General features: G+C 57.9%; 19 protein-coding genes. 13 read left to right on the plus strand and 6 right to left on the minus strand.

Features of this window, described 5'->3' with window-relative positions; genetic code table 11:
• The first annotated feature begins 95 nt into the window (after positions 1-95).
• Positions 96-1,376 (plus strand): MFS transporter, encoded by a 1,281-nt coding sequence (locus ACR0AD_RS00415; protein WP_480486374.1) that lies wholly within the window; start codon positions 96-98, stop codon positions 1,374-1,376.
• 25 nt (positions 1,377-1,401) lie between these two features.
• Here the strand turns inward: ACR0AD_RS00415 and ACR0AD_RS00420 are convergent, their stop codons facing one another.
• Complete coding sequence (locus ACR0AD_RS00420; RefSeq protein ID WP_480486373.1) at positions 1,402-2,091, minus strand: nitroreductase family protein; 690 nt, start codon at positions 2,089-2,091, stop codon at positions 1,402-1,404.
• A 27-nt stretch (positions 2,092-2,118) separates the two neighbouring features.
• Complete coding sequence (locus tag ACR0AD_RS00425) at positions 2,119-3,012, minus strand: LysR family transcriptional regulator ArgP (protein WP_480481970.1); 894 nt, start codon at positions 3,010-3,012, stop codon at positions 2,119-2,121.
• Positions 3,013-3,099: 87 nt separating this feature from the next.
• Between ACR0AD_RS00425 and ACR0AD_RS00430 the strand changes: the two genes are divergently transcribed.
• The 6 genes from ACR0AD_RS00430 (at position 3,100) to ACR0AD_RS00455 (ending at position 9,025) form a co-directional block, all read left to right on the plus strand.
• A complete protein-coding gene (locus ACR0AD_RS00430; protein WP_480486371.1) occupies positions 3,100-3,699 on the plus strand; it encodes a LysE/ArgO family amino acid transporter in 600 nt (199 codons plus the stop codon).
• Positions 3,700-3,739: 40 nt separating this feature from the next.
• Complete coding sequence (locus ACR0AD_RS00435) at positions 3,740-4,648, plus strand: DMT family transporter (RefSeq protein ID WP_480481968.1); 909 nt, start codon at positions 3,740-3,742, stop codon at positions 4,646-4,648.
• Between the two features lie 83 nt (positions 4,649-4,731).
• Positions 4,732-5,304 (plus strand): choline-binding transcriptional repressor BetI, encoded by a 573-nt coding sequence (betI, locus tag ACR0AD_RS00440; RefSeq protein WP_480475817.1) that lies wholly within the window; start codon positions 4,732-4,734, stop codon positions 5,302-5,304.
• Positions 5,301-6,809: a choline-sulfatase gene (betC, locus tag ACR0AD_RS00445; protein WP_480486369.1), complete on the plus strand. Its 1,509-nt coding sequence runs from the start codon at positions 5,301-5,303 to the stop codon at positions 6,807-6,809. The genes betI and betC overlap by 4 nt, the downstream gene beginning before the upstream one ends.
• Before the next feature lie 66 nt (positions 6,810-6,875).
• Positions 6,876-8,534, plus strand: a complete 1,659-nt coding sequence (betA, locus tag ACR0AD_RS00450) for a choline dehydrogenase (RefSeq protein WP_480481964.1) — start codon at positions 6,876-6,878, stop codon at positions 8,532-8,534.
• A gap of 251 nt (positions 8,535-8,785) precedes the next feature.
• The gene (locus ACR0AD_RS00455; RefSeq protein WP_480481962.1) at positions 8,786-9,025 is read left to right on the plus strand and encodes an HP1242/YdcH family protein; all 240 of its coding nucleotides are present in this window, start codon (positions 8,786-8,788) and stop codon (positions 9,023-9,025) included.
• 74 nt (positions 9,026-9,099) lie between these two features.
• On the opposite strand, the gene ACR0AD_RS00460 is transcribed toward ACR0AD_RS00455, so the two are convergent.
• A complete protein-coding gene (locus ACR0AD_RS00460) occupies positions 9,100-10,500 on the minus strand; it encodes a helix-turn-helix domain-containing protein (protein ID WP_209504590.1) in 1,401 nt (466 codons plus the stop codon).
• A gap of 63 nt (positions 10,501-10,563) precedes the next feature.
• A complete protein-coding gene (locus tag ACR0AD_RS00465) occupies positions 10,564-11,769 on the minus strand; it encodes a multidrug effflux MFS transporter (protein WP_480486367.1) in 1,206 nt (401 codons plus the stop codon).
• Between the two features lie 183 nt (positions 11,770-11,952).
• Between ACR0AD_RS00465 and ACR0AD_RS00470 the strand changes: the two genes are divergently transcribed.
• From ACR0AD_RS00470 to ACR0AD_RS00480, 3 genes are all read left to right on the plus strand, one after another.
• A complete protein-coding gene (locus ACR0AD_RS00470; protein ID WP_209597857.1) occupies positions 11,953-13,485 on the plus strand; it encodes an acyl-CoA carboxylase subunit beta in 1,533 nt (510 codons plus the stop codon).
• A gap of 266 nt (positions 13,486-13,751) precedes the next feature.
• Positions 13,752-14,084, plus strand: coding sequence for a DUF6497 family protein (locus ACR0AD_RS00475; RefSeq protein ID WP_267367703.1), 333 nt, complete (start codon positions 13,752-13,754; stop codon positions 14,082-14,084).
• A gap of 133 nt (positions 14,085-14,217) precedes the next feature.
• Positions 14,218-14,571 (plus strand): hypothetical protein, encoded by a 354-nt coding sequence (locus ACR0AD_RS00480; RefSeq protein WP_480486366.1) that lies wholly within the window; start codon positions 14,218-14,220, stop codon positions 14,569-14,571.
• An 86-nt stretch (positions 14,572-14,657) separates the two neighbouring features.
• Here ACR0AD_RS00480 and ACR0AD_RS00485 read toward each other — a convergent pair whose 3' ends face one another.
• The gene (locus ACR0AD_RS00485; RefSeq protein ID WP_480486364.1) at positions 14,658-15,809 is read right to left on the minus strand and encodes a DcaP family trimeric outer membrane transporter; all 1,152 of its coding nucleotides are present in this window, start codon (positions 15,807-15,809) and stop codon (positions 14,658-14,660) included.
• A 650-nt stretch (positions 15,810-16,459) separates the two neighbouring features.
• On the opposite strand from ACR0AD_RS00485, the gene ACR0AD_RS00490 reads away from it, so the two are divergent.
• On the plus strand, positions 16,460-16,663 hold the full coding sequence (locus ACR0AD_RS00490; protein WP_209504584.1) for a hypothetical protein: 204 nt from the start codon (positions 16,460-16,462) through the stop codon (positions 16,661-16,663).
• 116 nt (positions 16,664-16,779) lie between these two features.
• Complete coding sequence (locus ACR0AD_RS00495) at positions 16,780-18,825, plus strand: ATP-binding protein (protein ID WP_480486362.1); 2,046 nt, start codon at positions 16,780-16,782, stop codon at positions 18,823-18,825.
• Between the two features lie 76 nt (positions 18,826-18,901).
• On the opposite strand, the gene ACR0AD_RS00500 is transcribed toward ACR0AD_RS00495, so the two are convergent.
• The gene (locus ACR0AD_RS00500) at positions 18,902-19,348 is read right to left on the minus strand and encodes a DUF4174 domain-containing protein (protein ID WP_267365674.1); all 447 of its coding nucleotides are present in this window, start codon (positions 19,346-19,348) and stop codon (positions 18,902-18,904) included.
• Between the two features lie 168 nt (positions 19,349-19,516).
• On the opposite strand from ACR0AD_RS00500, the gene scpA reads away from it, so the two are divergent.
• Complete coding sequence (gene scpA / locus ACR0AD_RS00505) at positions 19,517-21,643, plus strand: methylmalonyl-CoA mutase (RefSeq protein ID WP_480486361.1); 2,127 nt, start codon at positions 19,517-19,519, stop codon at positions 21,641-21,643.
• The last annotated feature ends 79 nt before the right edge of the window (positions 21,644-21,722 follow it).

Raw genomic sequence — 21,722 nt, forward strand, 5'->3', positions numbered from 1 at the left:
GGTTTTTGATGGTTTTATTGAATTATTGGCTGAAACAGTCGATGCGCTTAGGCTGAAAGTGCGGGAAATACAGAAAACACGAAGACACAGTACGAATGACATCCGAAACTTCCGATCAGACCAAGCGCAACGTGCCCGTCCTGGCCGGGCAAAGTATCCTGTCTCAGGTCGCGTGGACGCTCGGCAGCCCGTCGGTTGTTTTGCCGTTTTTAGCCGTTTCCTTCGAGTTGCCGATGTTTGTGGCGGGGGCGCTGGTGTCGGTGCGGATGGTCGGTTGTTTAATTGCGGACTTCTTTTTAGCGCAACCCGTTGCGGCAAGAAGCAAGAAGAAACGTGCAATTGCGCTGACCGAAGCGGTCATTGGCGCCTGTCTGGTTCTGGCAATCGCTGCGGCCGCAACCGGGGCTGTCCCATTGATCGCGGCGGTTTTCCTGTCTGTATTTCTGGTGATCGGGCTTGTCAGCGAAGTGCAGACCCTGATGCTTACGGATCTGCTCGGGGACCACGTTCAGGCGCGTTCGCGCATGGTCATGCAATACCTGCAACTTGGTGCCGGGGGGCTATGTGCCATTGGCCTTGCGTTGCTGGTGCATCAGATCACCAAGGATAATCCACCCTTTTCGCGCCATTCAGTCATGATTGGCGTTTCGGTTTTATTCTTCCTTCTGTCGGGTCTGTTCATGCTGGCGATGACGGAAACCGTGCGTGAGGGTGCACCGACGACGCCGCAGAAGTCCGAAAGGGGCATTTCGATTAAGGCGAATATCAAGGGTATTCTGGACATGTTCGAATACCAATGGTTCCGGCGGTATATGATCATGCGTCTGCCCTTGGTTGCTGTGTCGCTGTCTGTTCCGTTCTTCGCTCTCATCGCAGCCGAAGCGCATCACAGCTCGACACAGGGATTGACCGCGATGATCGTTTCTTCCGCTTCGGGATATCTTGTATCGGGTCCTCTGTGGCAAACCATCAACATGAAATCCCATCGTGCGGTCATGGTGGTCGGGACATTGATGGTCGCCGCAACAGGCAGTGTCCTTTTGGTGTTCCACTATTTGGGCATTGACCATCAGGTTCATTTGCATGCAATTGCGCTGTTCATTGTCACCGTTGCGGTGACCGGGATCAGCAGTGCGCGCAAGCTCTATTTTCTGGATGTGGCACCCAAAGAGCAGCGGGTGCGGGGATCGGCGGCGGTCAAGGCGTTCGCGCGTTTAACCGCGGTGTTGTTGTCTGCGGGCCTTGCCGCTGTCGCCCATATGCACGAGGTCGCGATGGCCGTCGCATTCATCGTCGTCGCCAGTCTGGTGTCCTGTATAAACTGCTACCGCATGATGCAACCAGAACGGAAAAAGGCGGAACAGCCCTCGAATTGAGTTTTTGGCGAGCGTCGCGAAAGCCTCAGAAGAAGGATGAAATCTCTTCCAGGGGTTTCTTGAGTTTTGCCACAGCAGGCACAGTCGCTCCTTCTGACGGGTGTCCCACCGCGATAATCATGGTTGGTTTTTCCGACGCGGGCCGGTCCAGCGCGTCGTTCAGAAACCGCATCGGGTTTGGGGTGTGGGTCAGGGTGCTGAGGCCCGCGTGATGCAGCGCGGCAATCAGAAAGCCGGTGGCAATGTTCACACTTTCCGGGACGTAGTAGTTCTTGTACCGCGTTCCATCCTCGAATTGCCCCCAGCGCTGGGCAAAAACCACGATCAGCCAGGGGGCGATTGTCAGATGTTCTTTGACCGCGTTGGTGCCGATGGGCTCCAGCGCCTTGATCCATTCATCCCCGGCGCCACCTGCGTAGAACCGGCGTTCTTCTTCTTCGGCTTCTTCCCGGATGCGGTGTTTCAGGGCAGGGTCCGAGATGGCTGCAAAATGCCAGGGTTGGTGATTGGCGCCTGACGGGGCGGTACCCGCAGTGCGCAGACTGGTTTCGATTACCTCACGGGCAACGGGGCGGGGGCTGAAATCCCGGATAGTATGACGCTGACGCATCTTTTCATAAAATGCCTGCGCCGCGCCCAGCATGTCTGTATCGCTGATGTCGCATCGGTCTGGCAGGGGAATAGGGTCATAGCCAAGAGCGTCACGTGAGAACATCGGTCCCTCCGAAAATGTCGTGTCTGTTTAGCTGCTTTGAGGCGGAAGCAAAATCCGTTCTGATGCACGTTTGACAGCCTGGGTCAGAGGTTTGAGTGCGGGCGCAAGAACACGCCCAACCTGCCAGCTCAGCGCGACATCCAGCGGTGCATCGGGCACGATGGGGCGCAACAGCCCTTGTTTCAGAACCTCCCGCACCAGAGCCGCGGGGTTCATGCCCCACCCAAGCCCGGCAATCGCCGCGTCCACAAATCCGTGTGAAGAAGGCAGGAAATGAGACGGGGGGGAAAGGCGTTTGCCAGTGTGCTGAACAATCCATGCCCTTTGCAGCCCGTCCTTTTGGTTGAAAACCAGGCAGGGTGCCTTGCCCAGTTCTGCCTCGGTCACTTTGTCCCGAAACCAGGTGTTGATGAATTCCGGGCTGGCCGTTGGCAGGTACCGCAACACGCCCAATGGGATCGCGTCGCACCCGGTCACTGTCTGGCCGCCAACGGTGACGGCGGCGCTTACCTCGCCCCGCCGCAGCCAGTCTGCGGAGTGATCCTGATCGTCGATCACCAGATCGAACAGCATGTCAGGCACCTGCGCCATCGCATCAACAAACCAGGTGGCCAGACTGTCTGCCGGTACGGCAATGCGGACGCGGGCGGACCTTGATTCCTGCTCCAGCGTAAGCTCTCGAACCAGCTGTGCCTCAAGCAGTCCGACATCTTCCGCGTAACGGGCGATGCGCAGCCCGGCGGGCGTTCCGGTGCAAGGGGTGCTCCGATGTATCAGGGTGGCTCCAATCCGATCCTCAAGCGCCCTGATCCGCTGGGATATCGCCGAGGGCGTCACCGCCAGCTCTGCCGCAGCCGCATCAAAGCTGCCATGACGCAGAATGGCAGACAAAGCGGACAGGTGAAGAGGATCCAGCAACATTAGTCAGGCTTAACTCGGGATAACATCTTTAATTTGATAGATCGCACCGACGATCTTAGTCAACGTCTTGCAATAGCAGGAGGTCCCATGCCCACGTCCATGATCGCCGGTTTCGCGCTGGGTTTCAGTCTGATCCTCGCCATCGGGGCACAGAACGCCTTTATTCTCCGACAGGGGTTGCGGCGTGAACATGTGTTTCTTCTGTGCCTGACCTGCTCAATGTCTGACGCGGTTTTGATTGTTGCAGGCGTCACAGGGTTCGGGACTCTGGCGCATTCAGCCCCCTGGTTTGAACCTGTACTGCGATTTGGCGGGGCCGCTTTTCTGACGTGGTATGGGCTGCGCAGTTTCGGGTCTGCCCTGCGGGGTGGCGCGGTAATGGAAACGGGCAACGGCCCGCGAACCAGCCTTGAAACCGCAATGCTTACCGTTCTCGCCTTCACCTGGCTGAACCCGCATGTCTATCTGGATACAGTGGTTCTGATCGGTTCCATCTCGGCACAGTATGATGACCGGGTCGGATTTGCCATCGGGGCGGTCACGTCCAGCTTTGCCTTCTTCTTTTCACTTGGATACGGCGCAGGTGTTCTGTCTCCGGTGTTTGCGCGCCCGCGCGCCTGGCAGGTGCTGGATGCAGTGATCGGTGTCGTAATGCTGGGTATCGCACTGAAACTTGTTGTCATGTGAAGGGTTGTTCCCGGCAGGGTTTCGGTGTTCAACCTAAGCCATGACATCGCTTGCCGTTTCGTCGCGCCCGCTTGCCGCTATGTTCTGGATGTTTGCCGCCGGGCTGTCCTTTGTTGTGATGACCGCATTGGTCAAATCTCTGGGCACGACGATGAATCCGGTCCAGGCCGCATTCCTGCGTTATGCGCTGGGATTGGTGTTTCTGTTACCGGCCTTGCGGTCGATCATGGCGACCCGGCTGACACCCCGCCTGCTGACGCTGTTCGGTTTGCGCGGTGTAGTACACGCGATTGCTGTCATGCTTTGGTTCTTCGCCATGACACAAATTCCCTTGGCCGAAGTCACTGCGATGAACTACATGACGCCGGTTTATGTCACCTTGGGTGCAGCCCTGTTTCTGGGTGAGAAGTTGGCTTTTCGCAGGGTCGCCGCGATTCTGGTCGCTTTGGTGGGCGTGCTGGTCATCCTGCGCCCCGGGTTTCGCGAAGTCTCACAAGGTCACCTTGCCATGCTCGGAACGGCCCTGATGCTAAGCGGGTCCTATTTGCTGGCCAAGCTTCTTGTCCGCGACGTTCCACCTTCGGTTGTTGTGGCGCATCTGTCCATCTGGGTAACCATAGCCTTGATCCCCTTTGCGGTTGCCGTCTGGACCCGGCCCAGTATGCAAGAACTCGGGGTTCTGTTTCTGGTGGCCAGCTTTGCGACCGCAGGTCATTACTTCATGACATTGGCGTTGCAGGCCGCGCCTGTGGCCGTCACACAACCCGTCACTTTCCTGCAGTTGATCTGGGCCACGCTTGTGGGTGCAGCAATCTTCCACGAAAGCGTCGACCTTTGGGTTGTGGCTGGCGGAACCCTGATACTGGGCGCTGTAAGCTTCATCTCATGGCGCGAGTTCATGTTGAACCGGCGGGACTTGACGCCTCCCAGTATTGCGCCGAAGCTGTAACAAGACATCTCAGTGTTTACATTGATTGACGAGTCAATAAAAACATCCTAGCTTGGTCGCATGACACCTGTATGGGGAAAGCGATGCCAAAAGTTGGAATGGAGCCGATCCGCAAGGACGCGATTGTTCGAGCGACGATTGCTGAACTGGGTGTCAAGAAATCCCTGGATGTAACCGTAAGCCAGATTGCCAAACGCGCGGGCATGTCCAGCGCATTGGCACACCATTATTTTGGCGGAAAGGATCAGATATTTCTGGCCGCAATGCGTCAGATCCTCGCCGACTTCAGCGACGAAGCCAGGGCCCAGTTGAAAGCGGCCAAACCGGGCAATCGGGCAGAGGCGATTATCCACGCCTGTTTTGCCCCTTCGTGTTTCACACCTGACGTGACTGCCGCCTGGATGACGTTTTATGTGTTGGCGCAGACCAACAGTGACGCGCTGCGATTGTGGCAGATCTATCAGGCGCGCATCAGATCGAATCTGGTTCATGCCCTGCGTCCAAGGATGCTGGATCCGGTTGAGGCTGCCGAGAATATGATTGCCCTGATTGACGGGCTCTATATTCGCGCAGCACTCAGCGCCCCGGAAGAACCGCAACTGGCCGTGAACCACGCTATGCGCGTGCTCGATACTCTGCTCGAGGCTGAAAAATGACAAAACCAAACATTCTGATCCTGATGGTGGATCAGCTGAACGGAACCCTCTTTCCCGACGGTCCCGCTGACTGGCTTCATGCTCCGAACCTGAAGAAACTGGCCGAACGGTCGACCCGCTTTGCCAACGCTTATACTGCGTCGCCGCTTTGCGCGCCGGGGCGGGCCAGCTTCATGTCCGGTCAATTACCCTCACGCACCGGCGTCTACGACAACGCGGCTGAGTTCCGCAGCGATATCCCAACTTACGCACACCATTTGCGCAGGGCCGGCTATTACACCTGTCTGTCAGGCAAAATGCACTTTGTCGGCCCGGACCAGATGCACGGGTTTGAGGATCGCCTGACAACTGATATCTACCCGGCCGATTTTGGCTGGACACCGGATTACCGCAAACCGGGCGAGCGGATCGACTGGTGGTATCACAACATGGGATCGGTGACCGGCGCGGGTGTTGCCGAGATTTCCAACCAGATGGAGTATGATGACGAGGTCGCCTATAACGCCAAGGCCAAACTGTATGACCTTGCGCGCGGCAAGGATGACCGCCCATGGTGCGTGACGGTCAGCTTCACCCATCCGCATGATCCCTATGTCGCCCGTCGCAAATACTGGGACCTTTACGAGGATTGCGCGCATCTGCTGCCCGAAATCGCTGATATCGGCTATGACAACCAGGATCCTCACGCCAAGCGGATCTTCGATGCCAACGACTGGCGTAGCTTCGACATCACCCAAGAAGATATCCGAAAGTCGCGCCGCGCCTATTTCGCCAATATTTCCTATCTGGACGACAAGATCGGTGAAATCCTCGAAGTGCTCGAAACGACACGGCAAGAGGCGATCATCCTGTTCGTCTCGGATCACGGTGACATGCTGGGCGAACGTGGCCTTTGGTTCAAAATGAACTTCTACGAAGGCTCGGCGCGCGTTCCTTTGATGATTTCATCCCCGGACTTGCCTGCCGGGCGGATCGATACGCCAGTTTCCACCATCGATGTCACACCCACACTCGGGGCTCTGGCAGGTGTTGACATGGCCGAGATCGCCCCATGGACGGACGGTGAAAACCTGGTGCCGCTGGCGCAAGGCGGGGAACGAACCGCACCTGTGGCCATGGAATACGCGGCCGAGGCATCGTATGCGCCGCTGGTGTCGCTGCGCTATGGCAAGTGGAAATACAATCGATGCGCGCTGGACCCGGATCAATTGTTTGATCTCGAGGCAGACCCGCATGAACTGACCAATCTGGCAGACAGCCCCGAACATGCGGGCACGCTGCAAACCCTGCGCGCAAAGTCCGAGACCCGCTGGGATTTGGAGCGCTTCGACGCGGATGTCCGTGCCAGTCAGGCGCGACGCTGGGTCGTGTACGAGGCACTGCGGCAAGGCGGATATTACCCATGGGATTATCAGCCGCTGCAAAAGGCGTCCGAACGCTACATGCGCAATCATATGGATCTGAACATCGTCGAGGAAAACGCCCGGTTCCCACGCGGCGAGTAACCTCTTCATCTTTTTAAAAATACTCCCGCCGGAGGCGTCATACCCGGCGGGCGAGGAGTTGTGAATATGGAAGCAGATTTTGTCATCGTTGGCGCAGGGTCCGCAGGCTGCGCAATGGCATATCGTCTGAGCGAAGGTGGGGCCTCGGTCCTTGTGATCGAGCACGGTGGCACCGACATGGGGCCGTTTATCCAGATGCCTGCCGCGCTCAGCTATCCGATGAACATGTCGCGCTATGACTGGGGATATCAGTCCGAGCCCGAACCGCATCTGAACAACCGCCGTCTGGCCTGCCCGCGCGGCAAGGTGATCGGCGGGTCGTCGTCGATCAACGGCATGGTCTATGTGCGCGGTCACGCACGCGATTTCGACACCTGGGCCGAGATGGGGGCTGACGGTTGGTCCTATGCGGATGTGCTGCCCTATTACAAACGCATGGAGACATGGCATGACGGCGGCCATGGGGGCGATCCGGCCTGGCGCGGCACTGACGGCCCATTGCACGTGTCGCGCGGTCCCCGCGCAAACCCACTGTTTCAGGCCTTTGTCGATGCAGGCCAGCAGGCGGGATACGAGGTCACCGGCGACTATAACGGAGAAAAGCAGGAAGGCTTTGGCCCGATGGAGCAGACCGTCTGGAAAGGGCGGCGCTGGTCGGCGGCAAATGCCTATCTGAAGCCCGCGCTCAAACGCGACAATTGTGATATCGTGCGGGGTCTTGCGTCTCGGGTTGTTATGGAAAGCGGTCGCGCCACTGGTGTGGAATTGATCCGTGGCGGCAAGAAAGAGATCATCAAGGCCCGGCGCGAGGTCGTTCTGGCTGCGTCCTCGATCAACTCGCCCAAACTGCTTATGCTGTCTGGTATCGGCCCGGGCGCACATCTGGCGGAACATGGGATCAACGTCGTTGCGGATCGTCCGGGGGTGGGTGCGAACCTTCAGGATCATCTGGAGCTGTATATTCAACAGGCTTCGCTACAGCCGATTACGCTCTACAAGCACTGGAACCTGTTCAGCAAGGGTCTGATCGGGGCGCAATGGCTGTTTACCAAGACAGGTTTGGGCGCATCGAACCAGTTTGAAAGCGCGGCATTCATCCGGTCTAAGCCGGGTGTGGAGTATCCTGACATTCAGTACCACTTCCTGCCGATCGCAGTTCGCTATGACGGACAGGCGGCGGCAGAGGGGCACGGGTTCCAGGCGCATGTCGGCCCGATGCGGTCCCCGTCACGCGGGGCGGTCACATTGCGATCTGCGCAAGCCGCAGACGCGCCGGTGATCAAGTTCAACTACATGAGCCATGAAGAGGATTGGGAAGACTTCCGCACCTGTATCCGGCTGACCCGCGAAATCTTTGGACAAAACGCTTTCAAACCCTATGCGGGCAAGGAAATTCAGCCGGGTGCCGCTGTGCAAACCGATGAAGAGCTGAACGCCTTTATCGCGGAACATGCTGAAAGCGCCTATCACCCCTGTGGCACCTGCCGGATGGGGCGTGCGGATGACAAAGGTGCGGTGGTCGATCCCGAGGGTCGCGTCATCGGCGTGGACGGGCTGCGCGTCGCGGACAGTTCGATTTTCCCGCAGATCACCAACGGCAATCTCAACGCGCCCTCGATCATGGTGGGCGAGAAAGTATCGGATTCTCTGCTGGGCAAAGACCCGTTACCCAAGGCCAATGATCGCCCGTGGATCCACCCCGGCTGGGCAACCGCGCAGCGATAATGATACTTAACTGCTCCCGGTTGAATACGCTATTCAGCGCTTGCCGGGGGCATGTTAGGAAAAGGTTCAGCGTTCTTGTCCAGATAAGGTTGAGCCACGTTTCAGCACAACTTGCCCTCTGCACGGCAGGATGCGCGTGGCGCTTTATTGAAATTCGCGGGATTGTTGCGGGTAGTTGATCCCGGTCAAAGCGAAAGCCCGGTCACGCTTCTATCACTGGTTTGCAACGACATATGAAGGAGCGAACAGAGATGTCTCACACCCCGCATGAACTGGCCGAAGAGTTTCCGGACAAAGTTGAACTGATGAGCCAGCTCAAGCAGTCGGATGCGCATTTCGCCCGGCTGGCCGATGAATATCATGAGGTCAACCGCGAAGTGCACCGCGCCGAGACCAATGTCGAACCCATGGAGGAACTGGCCGAGGTTGACCTGCGCAAAAAACGCGCGGCGCTGAAGGATGAGATCTGGGCGATCCTGTCCAAGACTTAAATTCATTGGCGGGGGCTATGCCCCCGTCGTGCCCAGAGACGTGACGCTGATAGGGCTTAGTCGCCAGACTAAGATCAGGTCACTTCATAGGGCAGGGTGCCGCGAATATGGGTGTCGATGCTCAGACGGCGTTCCAGCGGCGGAACCGAACGCTGGTGACAGGTTTGCCGCTCGCAGATGCGGCAGGAAATTCCAATGGGCTCGTAAGCGCTGGCATTGTTGATGTCGAGGTTATCAGCATAAACAAGCGCCGGGGCATGGCGGACCTCGCACCCCAACGCAATGGCGTACCGTCTGACGGGCGCACCGAAAGAGCCGCCCGATTTTGAAACATCCCGTGCCAGCGAGATATAGCGAACGCCATCTGGTGTTTCCGCCAGCTGCCGCAGGAAATGCCCGGGCGTTTCAAAGGCCCGATGCACGTTCCAAAGCGGGCAAGCCCCACCAAAGCGTGCAAATTGAAGGCGTGTGGCCGAGTGTCGCTTGGTGATCGTCCCCGCCTGATCAACCCGGACGAAGAAGAACGGGATGCCCTTGGCGCCGGGACGCTGTAGTGTCGACAGCCGATGTGCAACCTGCTCGACCGACGCCCCGAACCGGTTGCTGAGCAGCTCCAGATCGTGACGCTCTTCCTGAGCAGCAGTCAAAAACGCGGTATAAGGCATCAGAGAGGCACCAGCGAAATAGTTGGCAAGACCGATCTTGGCGATGGCGCGGGCTTCGTCACTTTGGAACTTGGCGAAATCCAGCGTCGCCTCCAGCAACTGGTCCTGACTGATCAGCGCGACCTGTAACAGAAGCTGGAACACCTGCGTCTGCGGCGCTGCACGGGAGGACAGGCGCAAAATTTTGCTGTCGACATCATAAGCGCGCAAGGGGCCCATATCTGAAAAAACCACCTGAATTCCGCGTTCTGAAAGGCTGCTCAGGGCGGCTTGCCGGATACCGCCGGGGCCGTCGGCGCGGTTGGCAAACAGTTCCGCTGCCCTGTCCACGGCGTCGATGTAGTTGTCGCAATAATGGAAGAAATCGCGCACTTCTTCCCAAGGGCTGGCCTGAATACGCGCATCTTCACGCCCCAAAGCCTCGTCCAGCGAGGCAAGGCGTTCATGTGTCTGCCGGTAGGTTTTGTGCAATTCGATAAACGCGCGCGCCAGGGCCGGGGCGTTGGAAGCTGTCAGGCGCAGATCGGCCAGAGGGGGCTGTATGTCGGCAAAAACAGGATCGGCCAGCGCCTCGCGCATGTCTGAAACAAGACGTTCGCTGTCGCCGGTGCTGAGTTCGGTAACATCCATTCCGAATTCCTGCGCCAGAGCCAGCACAACCGTGGTCGAGATCGGCCGGTTGTTGTTCTCCATCTGATTCAGATAAGGCAGTGAAACGCCCAGTTTGGCGGCAAATTCGCGCTGCGTCAGGGTCAGGCGAGTCCGCATTTCGCGCAGTTTCGCGCCCGCATAGAGCTTTTGGGTGGCCATAGGGTGCCTTTGCAAGTTTTCCAATTTCCGAGGTTAACTTTGCAAAGTCATTGGGGCAAGCGGTTACAGCCCCAATTGCCGTTCTCTTCGTACGACAGTTGAAATTGCGACGATCGCCAGAACGGCTGTTGCCAGCATCAGCCAAAGCAGCGGCATCGCGCCGGTTTCACGTGTCAGCAAGGCACCTGCCAAGGCGCTCAGCCCGGCGCCGCCACCTAACATAATGGCGCCACTCAGGCCCGAGGCGGTTGCAGCCAGTCGAGGGCGCACTGATAGCGCGCCCGAGGTTGCGTTGGGGATGACCATGCCATTGCCGACGCCCACAAATGTCATGAACCCAAAGAAACTGAGTGCGGTTCCACGGTCGGCCAGAAACAGCAATGCCGACACAGCGACGCCAAACGCATTGAGCAGGCTTCCCCATAGCACCATGCGGTTCACACCGAACCGCACTGAAAAACGCCCGCTCATGAAATTGCCAACAAAATACCCAACCGCAGGTGCGCCAAAATAAATGCCAACCTGTGCCGCGCTCAACCCGAACAATTCGGTGCCGATGAAAGGTGCGCCGCCGAGATAGGCGAAAAACGAACCCGATGAGAAGGCACAAGCCAGTGAATATCCCCAGAACCGTGGCGAGGTCAGAAGTTCGGGGTATTCCTTGAATTGCTGGACAAGCGTTTTGCCACTTTTTGCCGATGTTTCCCCAAAGTCCGAATAGGTCAGTGCCATAGTCAGCAGACCTACGGCAAAGGGCAGCCAGAAATTCGCTTTCCAACCAAAGCTCACTTCCAGTAAGCCGCCGATGGCAGGGCCAATCATCGGAACCACGGCCATGCCCATCGTTACATAACCGATCATTGAGGCAGCTTGGTCCTGATCGTACATATCCCGCACCGCTGCGCGGCTGAGAACCATACCGACGACCACTACCGCCTGACACATCCTGAACGCCAGAAAAACCGTGGCATTGGGGGCGAAGATGCACCCAAGGGTCGCCATCAGGAACAGGCCAAGGCCCCACAGTAAAACTGGTCTGCGTCCTGCCTGATCCGCAATTGGACCTATAAGAATTTGCAGAATGGCATTGATCAGCAGATAAAGCGCAATCGACAGCTGCATGACCTTGTAATCGGTTTCGAAATACTCGGCCATGTTTGGCAGGCTGGGCAGAAACAGGTTCATGCTCAGGGCGGACAGGCCCGAGAGTAAAACAAGCGTCGCCAATGTGGGTGGTGTGCGGTGGACCGCGTCAGAGCTGAACTGCATGGTTCACATGTATAGCCGTGGATTTACGGAATGCCAGCCATTCGCAAAATTGCCTGCGAGAATTCGCAGTTTTGCAATTACCCAAATTACTGTTGCTGAAAATTTGCAAATTTGCCGAAAATAGCTTTGGATGAGCGGCCCAAACAGGTAGGGTCCCGTCAAATTTATAAGGGGATAGTCGTCATGAAAGACATTCTTTCCGAGTTGGAAGGCCGCCGCGATAACGCGCGTCTGGGCGGTGGGCAGAAACGGATCGATGCCCAGCACGCTCGCGGCAAACTGACCGCGCGTGAACGGATCGAACTGCTGTTGGACGAGGGCAGCTTTGAAGAGTTTGACATGTTCGTCAGCCACCGCTGCACCGATTTCGGGATGGAAAAACAAAAGCCTGCGGGTGACGGTGTTGTCACCGGTTGGGGCACGATCAACGGGCGCATGGTTTATGTGTTCAGCCAGGATTTTACCGTCTTTGGCGGATCGCTGTCGGAAACCCATGCTCAGAAGATCTGCAAGATTATGGACATGGCGGTCCAGAACGGTGCCCCGGTGATCGGAATCAACGATTCGGGCGGCGCACGCATCCAGGAAGGTGTGGCTTCGCTGGCGGGGTATGCCGAAGTGTTCCAGCGCAATATCATGGCCTCGGGCGTGGTGCCGCAGATCAGCGTAATCATGGGGCCCTGCGCGGGTGGCGCGGTGTACAGCCCGGCGATGACCGACTTTATCTTCATGGTCAAAGACACCTCTTACATGTTTGTGACCGGCCCGGATGTGGTGAAGACCGTAACCAACGAAGTGGTAACTGCCGAGGAATTGGGCGGGGCCTCGACCCATACCAAGAAATCCTCAGTCGCTGATGGCGCGTTCGAAAACGACGTCGAAGCGTTGGCCGAGGTGCGGCGCCTGGTGGACTTCTTGCCCCTCAACAACCGCGAAAAGCCGCCCGTGCGCCCGTTCTTTGACGAACCCGGCCGGATCGAGGCTTCGCTGGACACTCTTGTGCCAGAGAATCCGAACACGCCCTACGACATGAAGGAACTCATCGCCAAAGTGGCGGACGAGGGCGATTTCTATGAAATTCAGGAAGATTTTGCCAAGAACATCATCACCGGGTTCATCCGGCTGGAAGGTCAGACCGTAGGCGTCGTCGCAAACCAGCCGATGGTGCTGGCCGGGTGTCTGGATATCGACTCGTCGCGCAAGGCTGCGCGCTTTGTGCGCTTCTGTGACTGCTTCGAAATCCCGATCCTGACATTGGTCGACGTTCCTGGCTTCCTGCCGGGAACAAGCCAGGAATATGGTGGTGTCATCAAGCATGGGGCCAAGTTGCTCTTTGCCTATGGTGAGGCAACCGTGCCGAAGGTGACGGTGATTACCCGAAAGGCTTATGGCGGTGCTTACGACGTTATGGCCTCCAAGCATTTGCGCGGTGATTTCAACTATGCCTGGCCCACCGCCGAAATTGCGGTCATGGGGGCCAAAGGGGCGACCGAGATCATTCATCGCGCCGATCTGGGGGATGCCGACAAGATCGCTTCGCATACCAAGGATTACGAAGACCGATTTGCAAATCCCTTCGTGGCAGCCGAGCGCGGCTTCATCGATGAGGTGATCATGCCGCATTCGACCCGCCGTCGTGTATCCCGGGCATTTGCCAGCTTGCGCGGCAAACAGCTGAAGAACCCGTGGAAAAAGCACGACAATATCCCGCTGTGATCCATCTAGGAGCGGGATGGCCCGCCCCGCTCAATCTTTGACCGTCACAGCGGTTCCGAGGCTGAAACCCCCTCAAATTGAGGCGGAATTGACAAAAACCGGCAAATAGTTGAATGATCCGACCCGTCAGACATAGAACCGCGCAGACTAATCGTACTGCGCGCGCGACCCCGGAAGGAGGAGCTCGCCGCTGGTGGGTCCGGGGTCGCGCCATTTGTCTGGGTGCACTCACCTTCAGCCATCCTGCTTTTGCGGATTCCGATTCGTTGCTGCCGGTGCCGTCGGGCCAGCCAGTGCAACTGAGCGATGTCCTGCTGGACAACAACCCTGGCGAGCTTTGGCTGCGCTTTCGCTTTATCGCGCCCAGAATAGGCGCGTCAGTAGGGCGGATTGGGTATGATGTGGCGTCGAAGGATATGGAGCACCTGTGCCAGATTCTGGCCATTCCATATGTCGCTCAGCATGAATTGCATCCGGCGCGGGTCGTGATCTCTTTGTCCGATCGCCCGGTAGAGTTTGGTGATGCCGCCCCTGATGCGACCCAGTTTTTTGAGGCCTACCGGCTGGAGCAGTCCCGGTGTATCTGGGAGGGGCTTTGACCATGACCGCAAGACGCCATGAGTACAAAGCATCTCAGACCAACTGTGCGGCTTTGGAGGTGCGCATCATGACCCCATCCTTTTTCGGGCTCGAATTGCTTTTGTCTGCAAGTATGACACAGGGGGGCCTTTCATGCTGAAGCATCGTGGTTTTCCCGGTCGCCTTTCAGGCACCGACTTTCAGTTCACCATCCGTCGCGCCAACCCAAAGGGCGTTACACCGTTAACGCAGCGCGAGCGGTTTCGGGATCGTAAACCTGCGGACAGGCGCGCTGATAGTGCGTTCATGGAAGCCCTTTGGGCCCATTTCGGCGACCAGCCGTTCGAACGGGGCAATCTGGATGCTGGGCGTTTGAGCTGGCTGTTCGGGCGCGAAGTCATCCCGGCAGAAGACCCCTTTGATCCGGCCAGTTATGATGCCTTGCTCGTTATCGACGTAAACGCTGCGCGCGCATCCTTCCCGGACATCATCGACGGGATGGACTGATTGTGACATTCGCTGCCGCACATAATCCGATCACTGCCAGTTTCGGGAAAATCCTGCCCGAAACCGGGCAGGATTTATGTGTGGTCTCAGAAGTTCAACTGGGCTGCAAGCTGAACGCGGCTGCCGTCAAAGGTTCTGCCGGTGGGCGCGTCATTCCGCTCGCCATAGATGTATTCGGCGCTGAGCGTCAGACTGTCTGTCGCCTTGTAGAACGCGTTGACATGGATGGTTTCCAGTTCGGTGAAGGACAGCGTGCCGGTCGAGGTCGGCAGATCATAGTCTTCACGACCGTAAGCAATGCCGACATTCCATTTTGCACCGATGTCCTGCCTGAATTCCACGGTGTAGCCATCCACATCGTTGGCCTGCCCACCGACGATGGCATCGCCGAGACCGATCAGGTACGGGCCAAGCGCCTCACCTGTGACGTAGTTGACTTGGAACAACCCGCCTTGCCAGGGGCGAATGCCGCCGGAAAGCGTAAAGCCGGTTTGATCCACTTCGACATTGCCGGAATTGGCTTTACCGTACAAAACGGCACCACGGGCAATGTACGTACCGTCGTTATATTCCGCCGAGGCCGTCAGGACGGGATCATCGGAATTCGACCCGCTGACGTTCTCTTCGATCGAGACCGCAAACTGTGCATTGCTGCCAAGTTGTCCGGTGTATCTCAGCTGTGGGACACGAGCGAATGCGATACCCACGGGGCCGTTGAATTCGACAGTGGTCGGGTAGGTGTCCAATGGTTGGAAGTTGGTCCAGTACTGACCAATCAGGAACTGATCGCCGATGGTGATGTTGGCATGGCGAATGCGCAATTCAGCCGTGCCGCCGGAACCGAACAGGTCAAGCTCAAGCTGTCCGCCAATGTCACCGATCCCGCTTGGGGTGGTGGTACGCAATCCGATCCGAGATTGGCGAACGGTTGCCCCGAAGGTGCCGTCGGTTGCGGCCGAGGGTTCACCGATAACATTCACGAACGCCGTATCCCCCTGATCGTAGTCGAAGTCATAGAAGAAATCGGCCTTCACGTATCCGTAAAGGTCCAAAACGGTGTTGCCGATGCGGAAATCTCCGTTGGCGGGGCCGCTTTTGGCGGCTTCCAGCGCCTCGACCCGGGCGCGCAAAGCGTCGAGTTCGGCCTGGGTCTGGGCGTCCTGGGCAACAGCAAACGTGCCGGTCACACTGAGCGCAGAGGCAGCGAGCAGGAGTGCCTTTTTTCTAGTCATAGTCATGTGGGTGTTCCTTTGAGTGCGAGTGTGCCCAAGGACCGTTTCACGCAGCAGAAATCTTTGGAAATCACGAGAAAGAGAATAGAACCATCTGATTTCTCAATAAAATGTGCCTTTTTCGACTTCTTGAATCACAGCGTCTTGAACCTGTCATCTAACGCGCTGTTGCGCCGTAATTCCTTCGCCGGTGGAGTGGCGGCGATTCGTGATGCTGCAACCGCAGAAAGCATCGGAAGCGACCCATTTTGTAACGAAACTGTGACGGTGAACGGGGCTTTCGTGCTGGTATTTCACTTGAATGCTGTCGGCACGAAGTTGCGCGCCATTTTGCGGCTTGGGCAGAAACCAGCCGAGTTGTCCCAGGGAAACAATACTGTGTTTGCTCAACAGATTGTGCCGTGCAAACTGAATGGGCCGTGCGGCTCTACTTTGCCTGCGCCGCACATGCACCTACTATTCCGTACCCCTTCCTTGCGCGGGCAGGCTTGTGTTCCCCACATAGACCTGTCCGCGTTTTTCTTTTTGGCTTCCACGGCCAAAGAGAAGCGAAAACCTGCACAAAACCTGCCTGCAATTGCATTGATATTGAATAACAGGCCCCATTTCGCGCATCTGATCCCAAACGAACCAAGAAACCTAAAAGGGCAGACACAATGCGATTCTCGAAACTCATCCTTGTTGCGGCGACCTGTGCGGGTCTGGCCGCGTGCGGTGACACCACGGGCGAACAGGCACTCCTCGGCGGTGGTGCCGGGGCTGTGGGGGCCGCGGTCCTCAATGCCGACCCGCTGTTTGGCGCGGCCGTCGGTGCAGCGGGCAACGTGCTGTACTGCAAGACGCAGAACAACTGTAACTAACGCATATCCTTCGGGGCGCCTGGCGCCTCAACCATCATTGCGCATCACGCCGTCGTGGGGATCGTACCCTGCGGCGGCGTTTTGCGTTTCCGGAACACCAAGCCAAAGGACGTTTCATGTTCAATAAGATCCTGATCGCCAACCGGGGCGAGATCGCCTGCCGGGTCATCAAGACCGCCCGCAAGATGGGTATCGGCACCGTTGCCATTTATTCGGACGCGGACAAGAACGCGCTGCATGTGTCGATGGCCGACGAAGCCGTGCATATCGGTCCGCCCCCGGCGAACCAGTCCTACATTGTGATCGACAAGGTCATGGATGCCATCCGTAAAAGCGGCGCGCAGGCGGTTCATCCCGGCTATGGCTTCCTGTCGGAGAACTCGAAGTTCGCCGAAGCGCTCGAGGCCGAAGGTGTTGCCTTTGTTGGGCCCCCTGTCGGTGCAATCGAAAGCATGGGCGACAAGATTACTTCGAAGAAGATCGCACAGGAGGCCGGAGTTTCGACCGTTCCGGGTTACATGGGGCTGATCGAGGACGCGGACGAGGCGGTCAGGATCTCGAACGACATCGGTTATCCGGTCATGATCAAAGCCAGCGCCGGTGGCGGTGGCAAGGGTATGCGCATCGCGTGGAGCGATGAAGAGGCGCGCGAAGGCTTTCAGTCGTCCAAGAACGAAGCCGCAAACTCGTTCGGAGATGACCGGATCTTCATCGAAAAATTCGTAACTCAGCCGCGCCATATCGAAATTCAGGTTCTGTGCGACACTCACGGAAATGGCATCTACCTGGGCGAGCGTGAATGCTCGATCCAGCGCCGGAACCAGAAAGTGGTGGAAGAGGCACCGTCGCCCTTCCTTGATCCCGAAACCCGCAAGGCGATGGGTGAACAGGCTGTCGCTCTGGCCAAGGCCGTGAACTACGCAAGTGCAGGTACGGTCGAATTCATCGTGGACGGAAACAAGAACTTCTACTTCCTCGAAATGAATACGCGCCTGCAAGTGGAACATCCTGTTACGGAACTGATCACCGGCGTCGATCTGGTCGAGCAGATGATCCGTGTTGCAGCGGGTGAAAAGCTATCGATAACGCAGGATGACGTGACCCTGACCGGCTGGGCGATTGAAAACCGTCTGTATGCGGAAGACCCGTATCGCAACTTCCTGCCGTCGATCGGTCGTCTGACCCGGTATCGCCCACCGCAGGAAACCGCGGCCGGTCCGTTGCTGGTCAACGGCAAATGGCAGGGTGAAGCACCCGATGGTGAAACCGCCGTGCGCAACGATACCGGCGTCTACGAGGGCGGCGAGATCAGCATGTATTACGATCCGATGATCGCCAAGCTCTGCACTTGGGCGCCGACCCGCGAAAAAGCAATCGAGGCGATGCGCGTGGCGCTGGACAGTTTCGAAGTGGAAGGCATCGGTCACAACTTGCCGTTCCTGTCGGCAGTGATGGATCACCCAAAATTTGTCAGCGGTGACATGACAACGGCCTTTATCGCTGAAGAATATCCAGACGGGTTCGAGGGCGTCACGTTGCCCGAAGTGGATCTGCGCCGGATTGCTGCGTCCTGCGCGGCCATGCACCGCGTCGCCGAAATCCGGCGCACCCGCGTGTCGGGCCGGATGGACAATCACGAACGCAAAGTAGGCAAGCGCTGGGTTGTGACATTGCAGGGGCAGGATTTCGCCGTGCAGGTCAATGCCGACAAAGAGGGGTCAACGGTCAAGTTTGAGGACGGACCGTCCTTGCGTGTCGCCTCGGACTGGACACCGGGCGATCAACTGGCGGTTCTGGACGTGGATGGAAGCCCGCTGGTTCTGAAAATCGGCAAGGTCTCGGGCGGTTTCCGCGTTCGCAACCGCGGCGCGGACTTGAAAGTGCATGTGCGCCGCCCACGGCAGGCGGAACTGGCCAAGCTGATGCCGGAAAAACTGCCACCAGATACCTCGAAATTGCTGCTCTGTCCGATGCCTGGCCTTGTCGTGAAGGTCAATGTCGAAGTGGGGCAGGAAGTGCAGGAAGGTCAGGCGCTTTGCACAATTGAAGCGATGAAGATGGAAAACATCCTGCGCGCCGAAAAGAGGGGCGTGGTGGCCAAGGTCAATGCAGGCCCCGGTGACAGCCTTGCTGTGGACGACGTGATCATCGAGTTCGAGTGACCATGTTGGCGCTTTCGACATACATTCCAACGTTTCCAGCGCATCGCGCCGGGGCCTTTGGACATGGCGAAAGCGTTCAGCCCCCTTCGCGCCGTTCGCGAATCTCGCGTTCGCGCAGGGGGGTCTTGTCGATAGACCTGCCAATCTCACGCACGCTCCACGGGCTGGGTTTGCGCAGTTTGACCACGCCGTCCTTGTCGACGAACACCATCTGGAAGCCACGCGGCCGCAGCTTGGTCCGGATCGGAGACCGGGCAGACGGGTCCGTGTCTGTCAGCACGATGACATCACGGTCGCGCATGGCTGCTTCTTCTGCGACAAGCATATCGATCTGCTGCTGGAACCGCGGATCGGCAGGCGTGTCAGCGAAAACCACAATGGGGCGTTTGACCCACAAAAATTCGCTGAGTTCACTTTCACCCACCGGGCGGACAAAACTGTCATCAGACGGCGCGGTTCCGTCTGCCGCCAAGGCGGCCAGAGGGATTAGTGCCGAGAAAACAAAGGCAAGCGTGCGTGTCATGTGGCCTCCTGTTCTTTCGAATATAGCCCCTGTGCCCGCGATTGCGACCGGCGATTTGTGCCGGGTGACCACATTTTCGCGCTTGTGCCTGAAAGAACAGGCCAAGTGCAGGACCTTGGCGCGGACGCTTTCAGCGACCGCCATCCGTATTGACGAGAGGAAATCGAAATGACCGACACAAAGGACTGGAAAGCGCTTGCCGAGAAAGAGCTGCGCGGACGTCCGTTGGGCGACCTGACCAAGGAAACGCTGGAAGGTATCGCGGTCAAACCGCTTTACACCCAGGAAGACACCGCCGATCTGCCGCATATGGGGTCTTTGCCGGGGTTTGGCCCGTTTACCCGCGGTGTCAAGGCCACTATGTATGCCGGGCGTCCATGGACGATCCGCCAGTATGCGGGCTTTTCGACCGCCGAGGAATCGAACGCGTTCTACCGACGCAATCTGGCAGCAGGCCAGCAGGGCGTTTCGGTTGCCTTCGATCTGGCGACACATCGCGGCTATGACAGTGATCACCCGCGCGTTGTGGGCGATGTCGGTAAGGCAGGTGTTGCCATCGACAGTGTCGAAGATATGAAAATACTGTTCGATGGCATCCCGCTCGACAAGGTCTCGGTCTCGATGACCATGAACGGCGCGGTTGTTCCGATCCTGGCCAGTTTCATTGTTGCGGGTGAAGAACAGGGTCACGACAGATCTGTCCTGTCCGGCACCATTCAGAACGACATTCTGAAAGAATTCATGGTGCGCAACACCTATATCTACCCGCCTGAACCGTCGATGAAGATCATCTCGGACATCATCGAATACACGTCGAACGAGATGCCCAAGTTCAACTCGATCTCGATCTCGGGCTATCACATGCAAGAGGCCGGGGCGAACCTTGTACAGGAACTGGCCTATACGCTGGCTGATGGGCGTGAATACGTCCGTGCCGCGACTGAGGCCGGGATGGACGTGGACAAGTTCGCGGGCCGTTTGTCGTTCTTCTTTGCCATCGGCATGAATTTCTTCATGGAGATCGCCAAACTGCGCGCCGCTCGCACGCTATGGCACCGGGTAATGACCGAGTTCGGGGCAAAGTCCGAACGGTCGAAAATGCTGCGCACCCATTGCCAGACTTCCGGCGTTTCGCTTCAGGAACAGGACCCTTACAACAATGTTATCCGCACCGCCTATGAAGCGATGAGCGCAGTTCTGGGTGGCACCCAATCGTTGCATACAAATGCTCTGGACGAGGCAATTGCGCTGCCCACCGATTTCTCGGCCCGCATTGCGCGGAACACGCAGCTCGTGCTTCAGGAAGAAACCGGTGTAACTGATGTGGTCGATCCTCTGGCCGGTTCTTACTATGTTGAAAGCCTGACCAATGAACTGGTCGAAAAAGCCTGGGCCCTGATGCAAGAGGTCGAAGAGATGGGTGGCATGACCAAGGCGGTTGCCTCGGGTATGCCCAAGCTGCGCATCGAGGAAAGCGCAGCCCGTCGTCAGGCCATGATCGACCGGGGCGACGAAGTGATCGTCGGCGTCAACAAGTACCGCAAGGAACAGGAAGACCCGATCGACATTCTGGATGTCGACAACGTCGCCGTGCGTGAGGCGCAGGTGGCGCGGCTGGAACGCATTCGCGCAACCCGTGATGAAGCCGCGTGCCAAGCCGCGCTGGACGCCCTGACCAAGACCGCCCAGGAGGGCGGAAACCTGCTGGCCGCTGCGGTCGAAGCCGCCCGCGCCCGTGCATCCGTAGGAGAGATCAGCATGGCAATGGAGAAAGAATTCGGCCGCCACCGCGCCGAGGTGAAAACCCTGGCCGGTGTCTATGGCGCTGCTTATGAGGGCGACGAAGGCTTTGCCGCGATCCAGAAATCCATCGAGGACTTTGCCGAGGCCGAAGGCCGCCGCCCCCGTCTTCTGGTGGTCAAAATGGGGCAGGACGGGCATGATCGCGGTGCCAAGGTTATCGCCACGGCCTTTGCAGATATCGGGTTCGACGTGGACGTTGGCCCGCTGTTCCAGACACCTGCCGAGGCCGCGCAGGACGCGGTGGACAATGACGTACATGTGGTCGGCATTTCCTCGCAGGCGGCGGGGCATAAAACACTGGCACCCCAGCTAGTGGAAGAGCTGAAGAAAGCAGGGGCCGACGATATCATCGTGATCTGTGGCGGGGTGATCCCGCAACAGGATTACCAGTTCCTGTATGACCATGGGGTCAAGGCCATCTTTGGTCCGGGCACCAACATTCCCGAGGCCGCTCAGGACATTCTGCGCCTGATCCGCCAGGCACGGCCCTGACACAAGGCAAGTCTTTCAACGAAAGCTCTTGTGATCCTGCGCCAATGGCGAAAACATGCGACCGGATCCCTTTGGGTCC

Source organism: Ruegeria sp. BH8, from assembly GCF_056538065.1.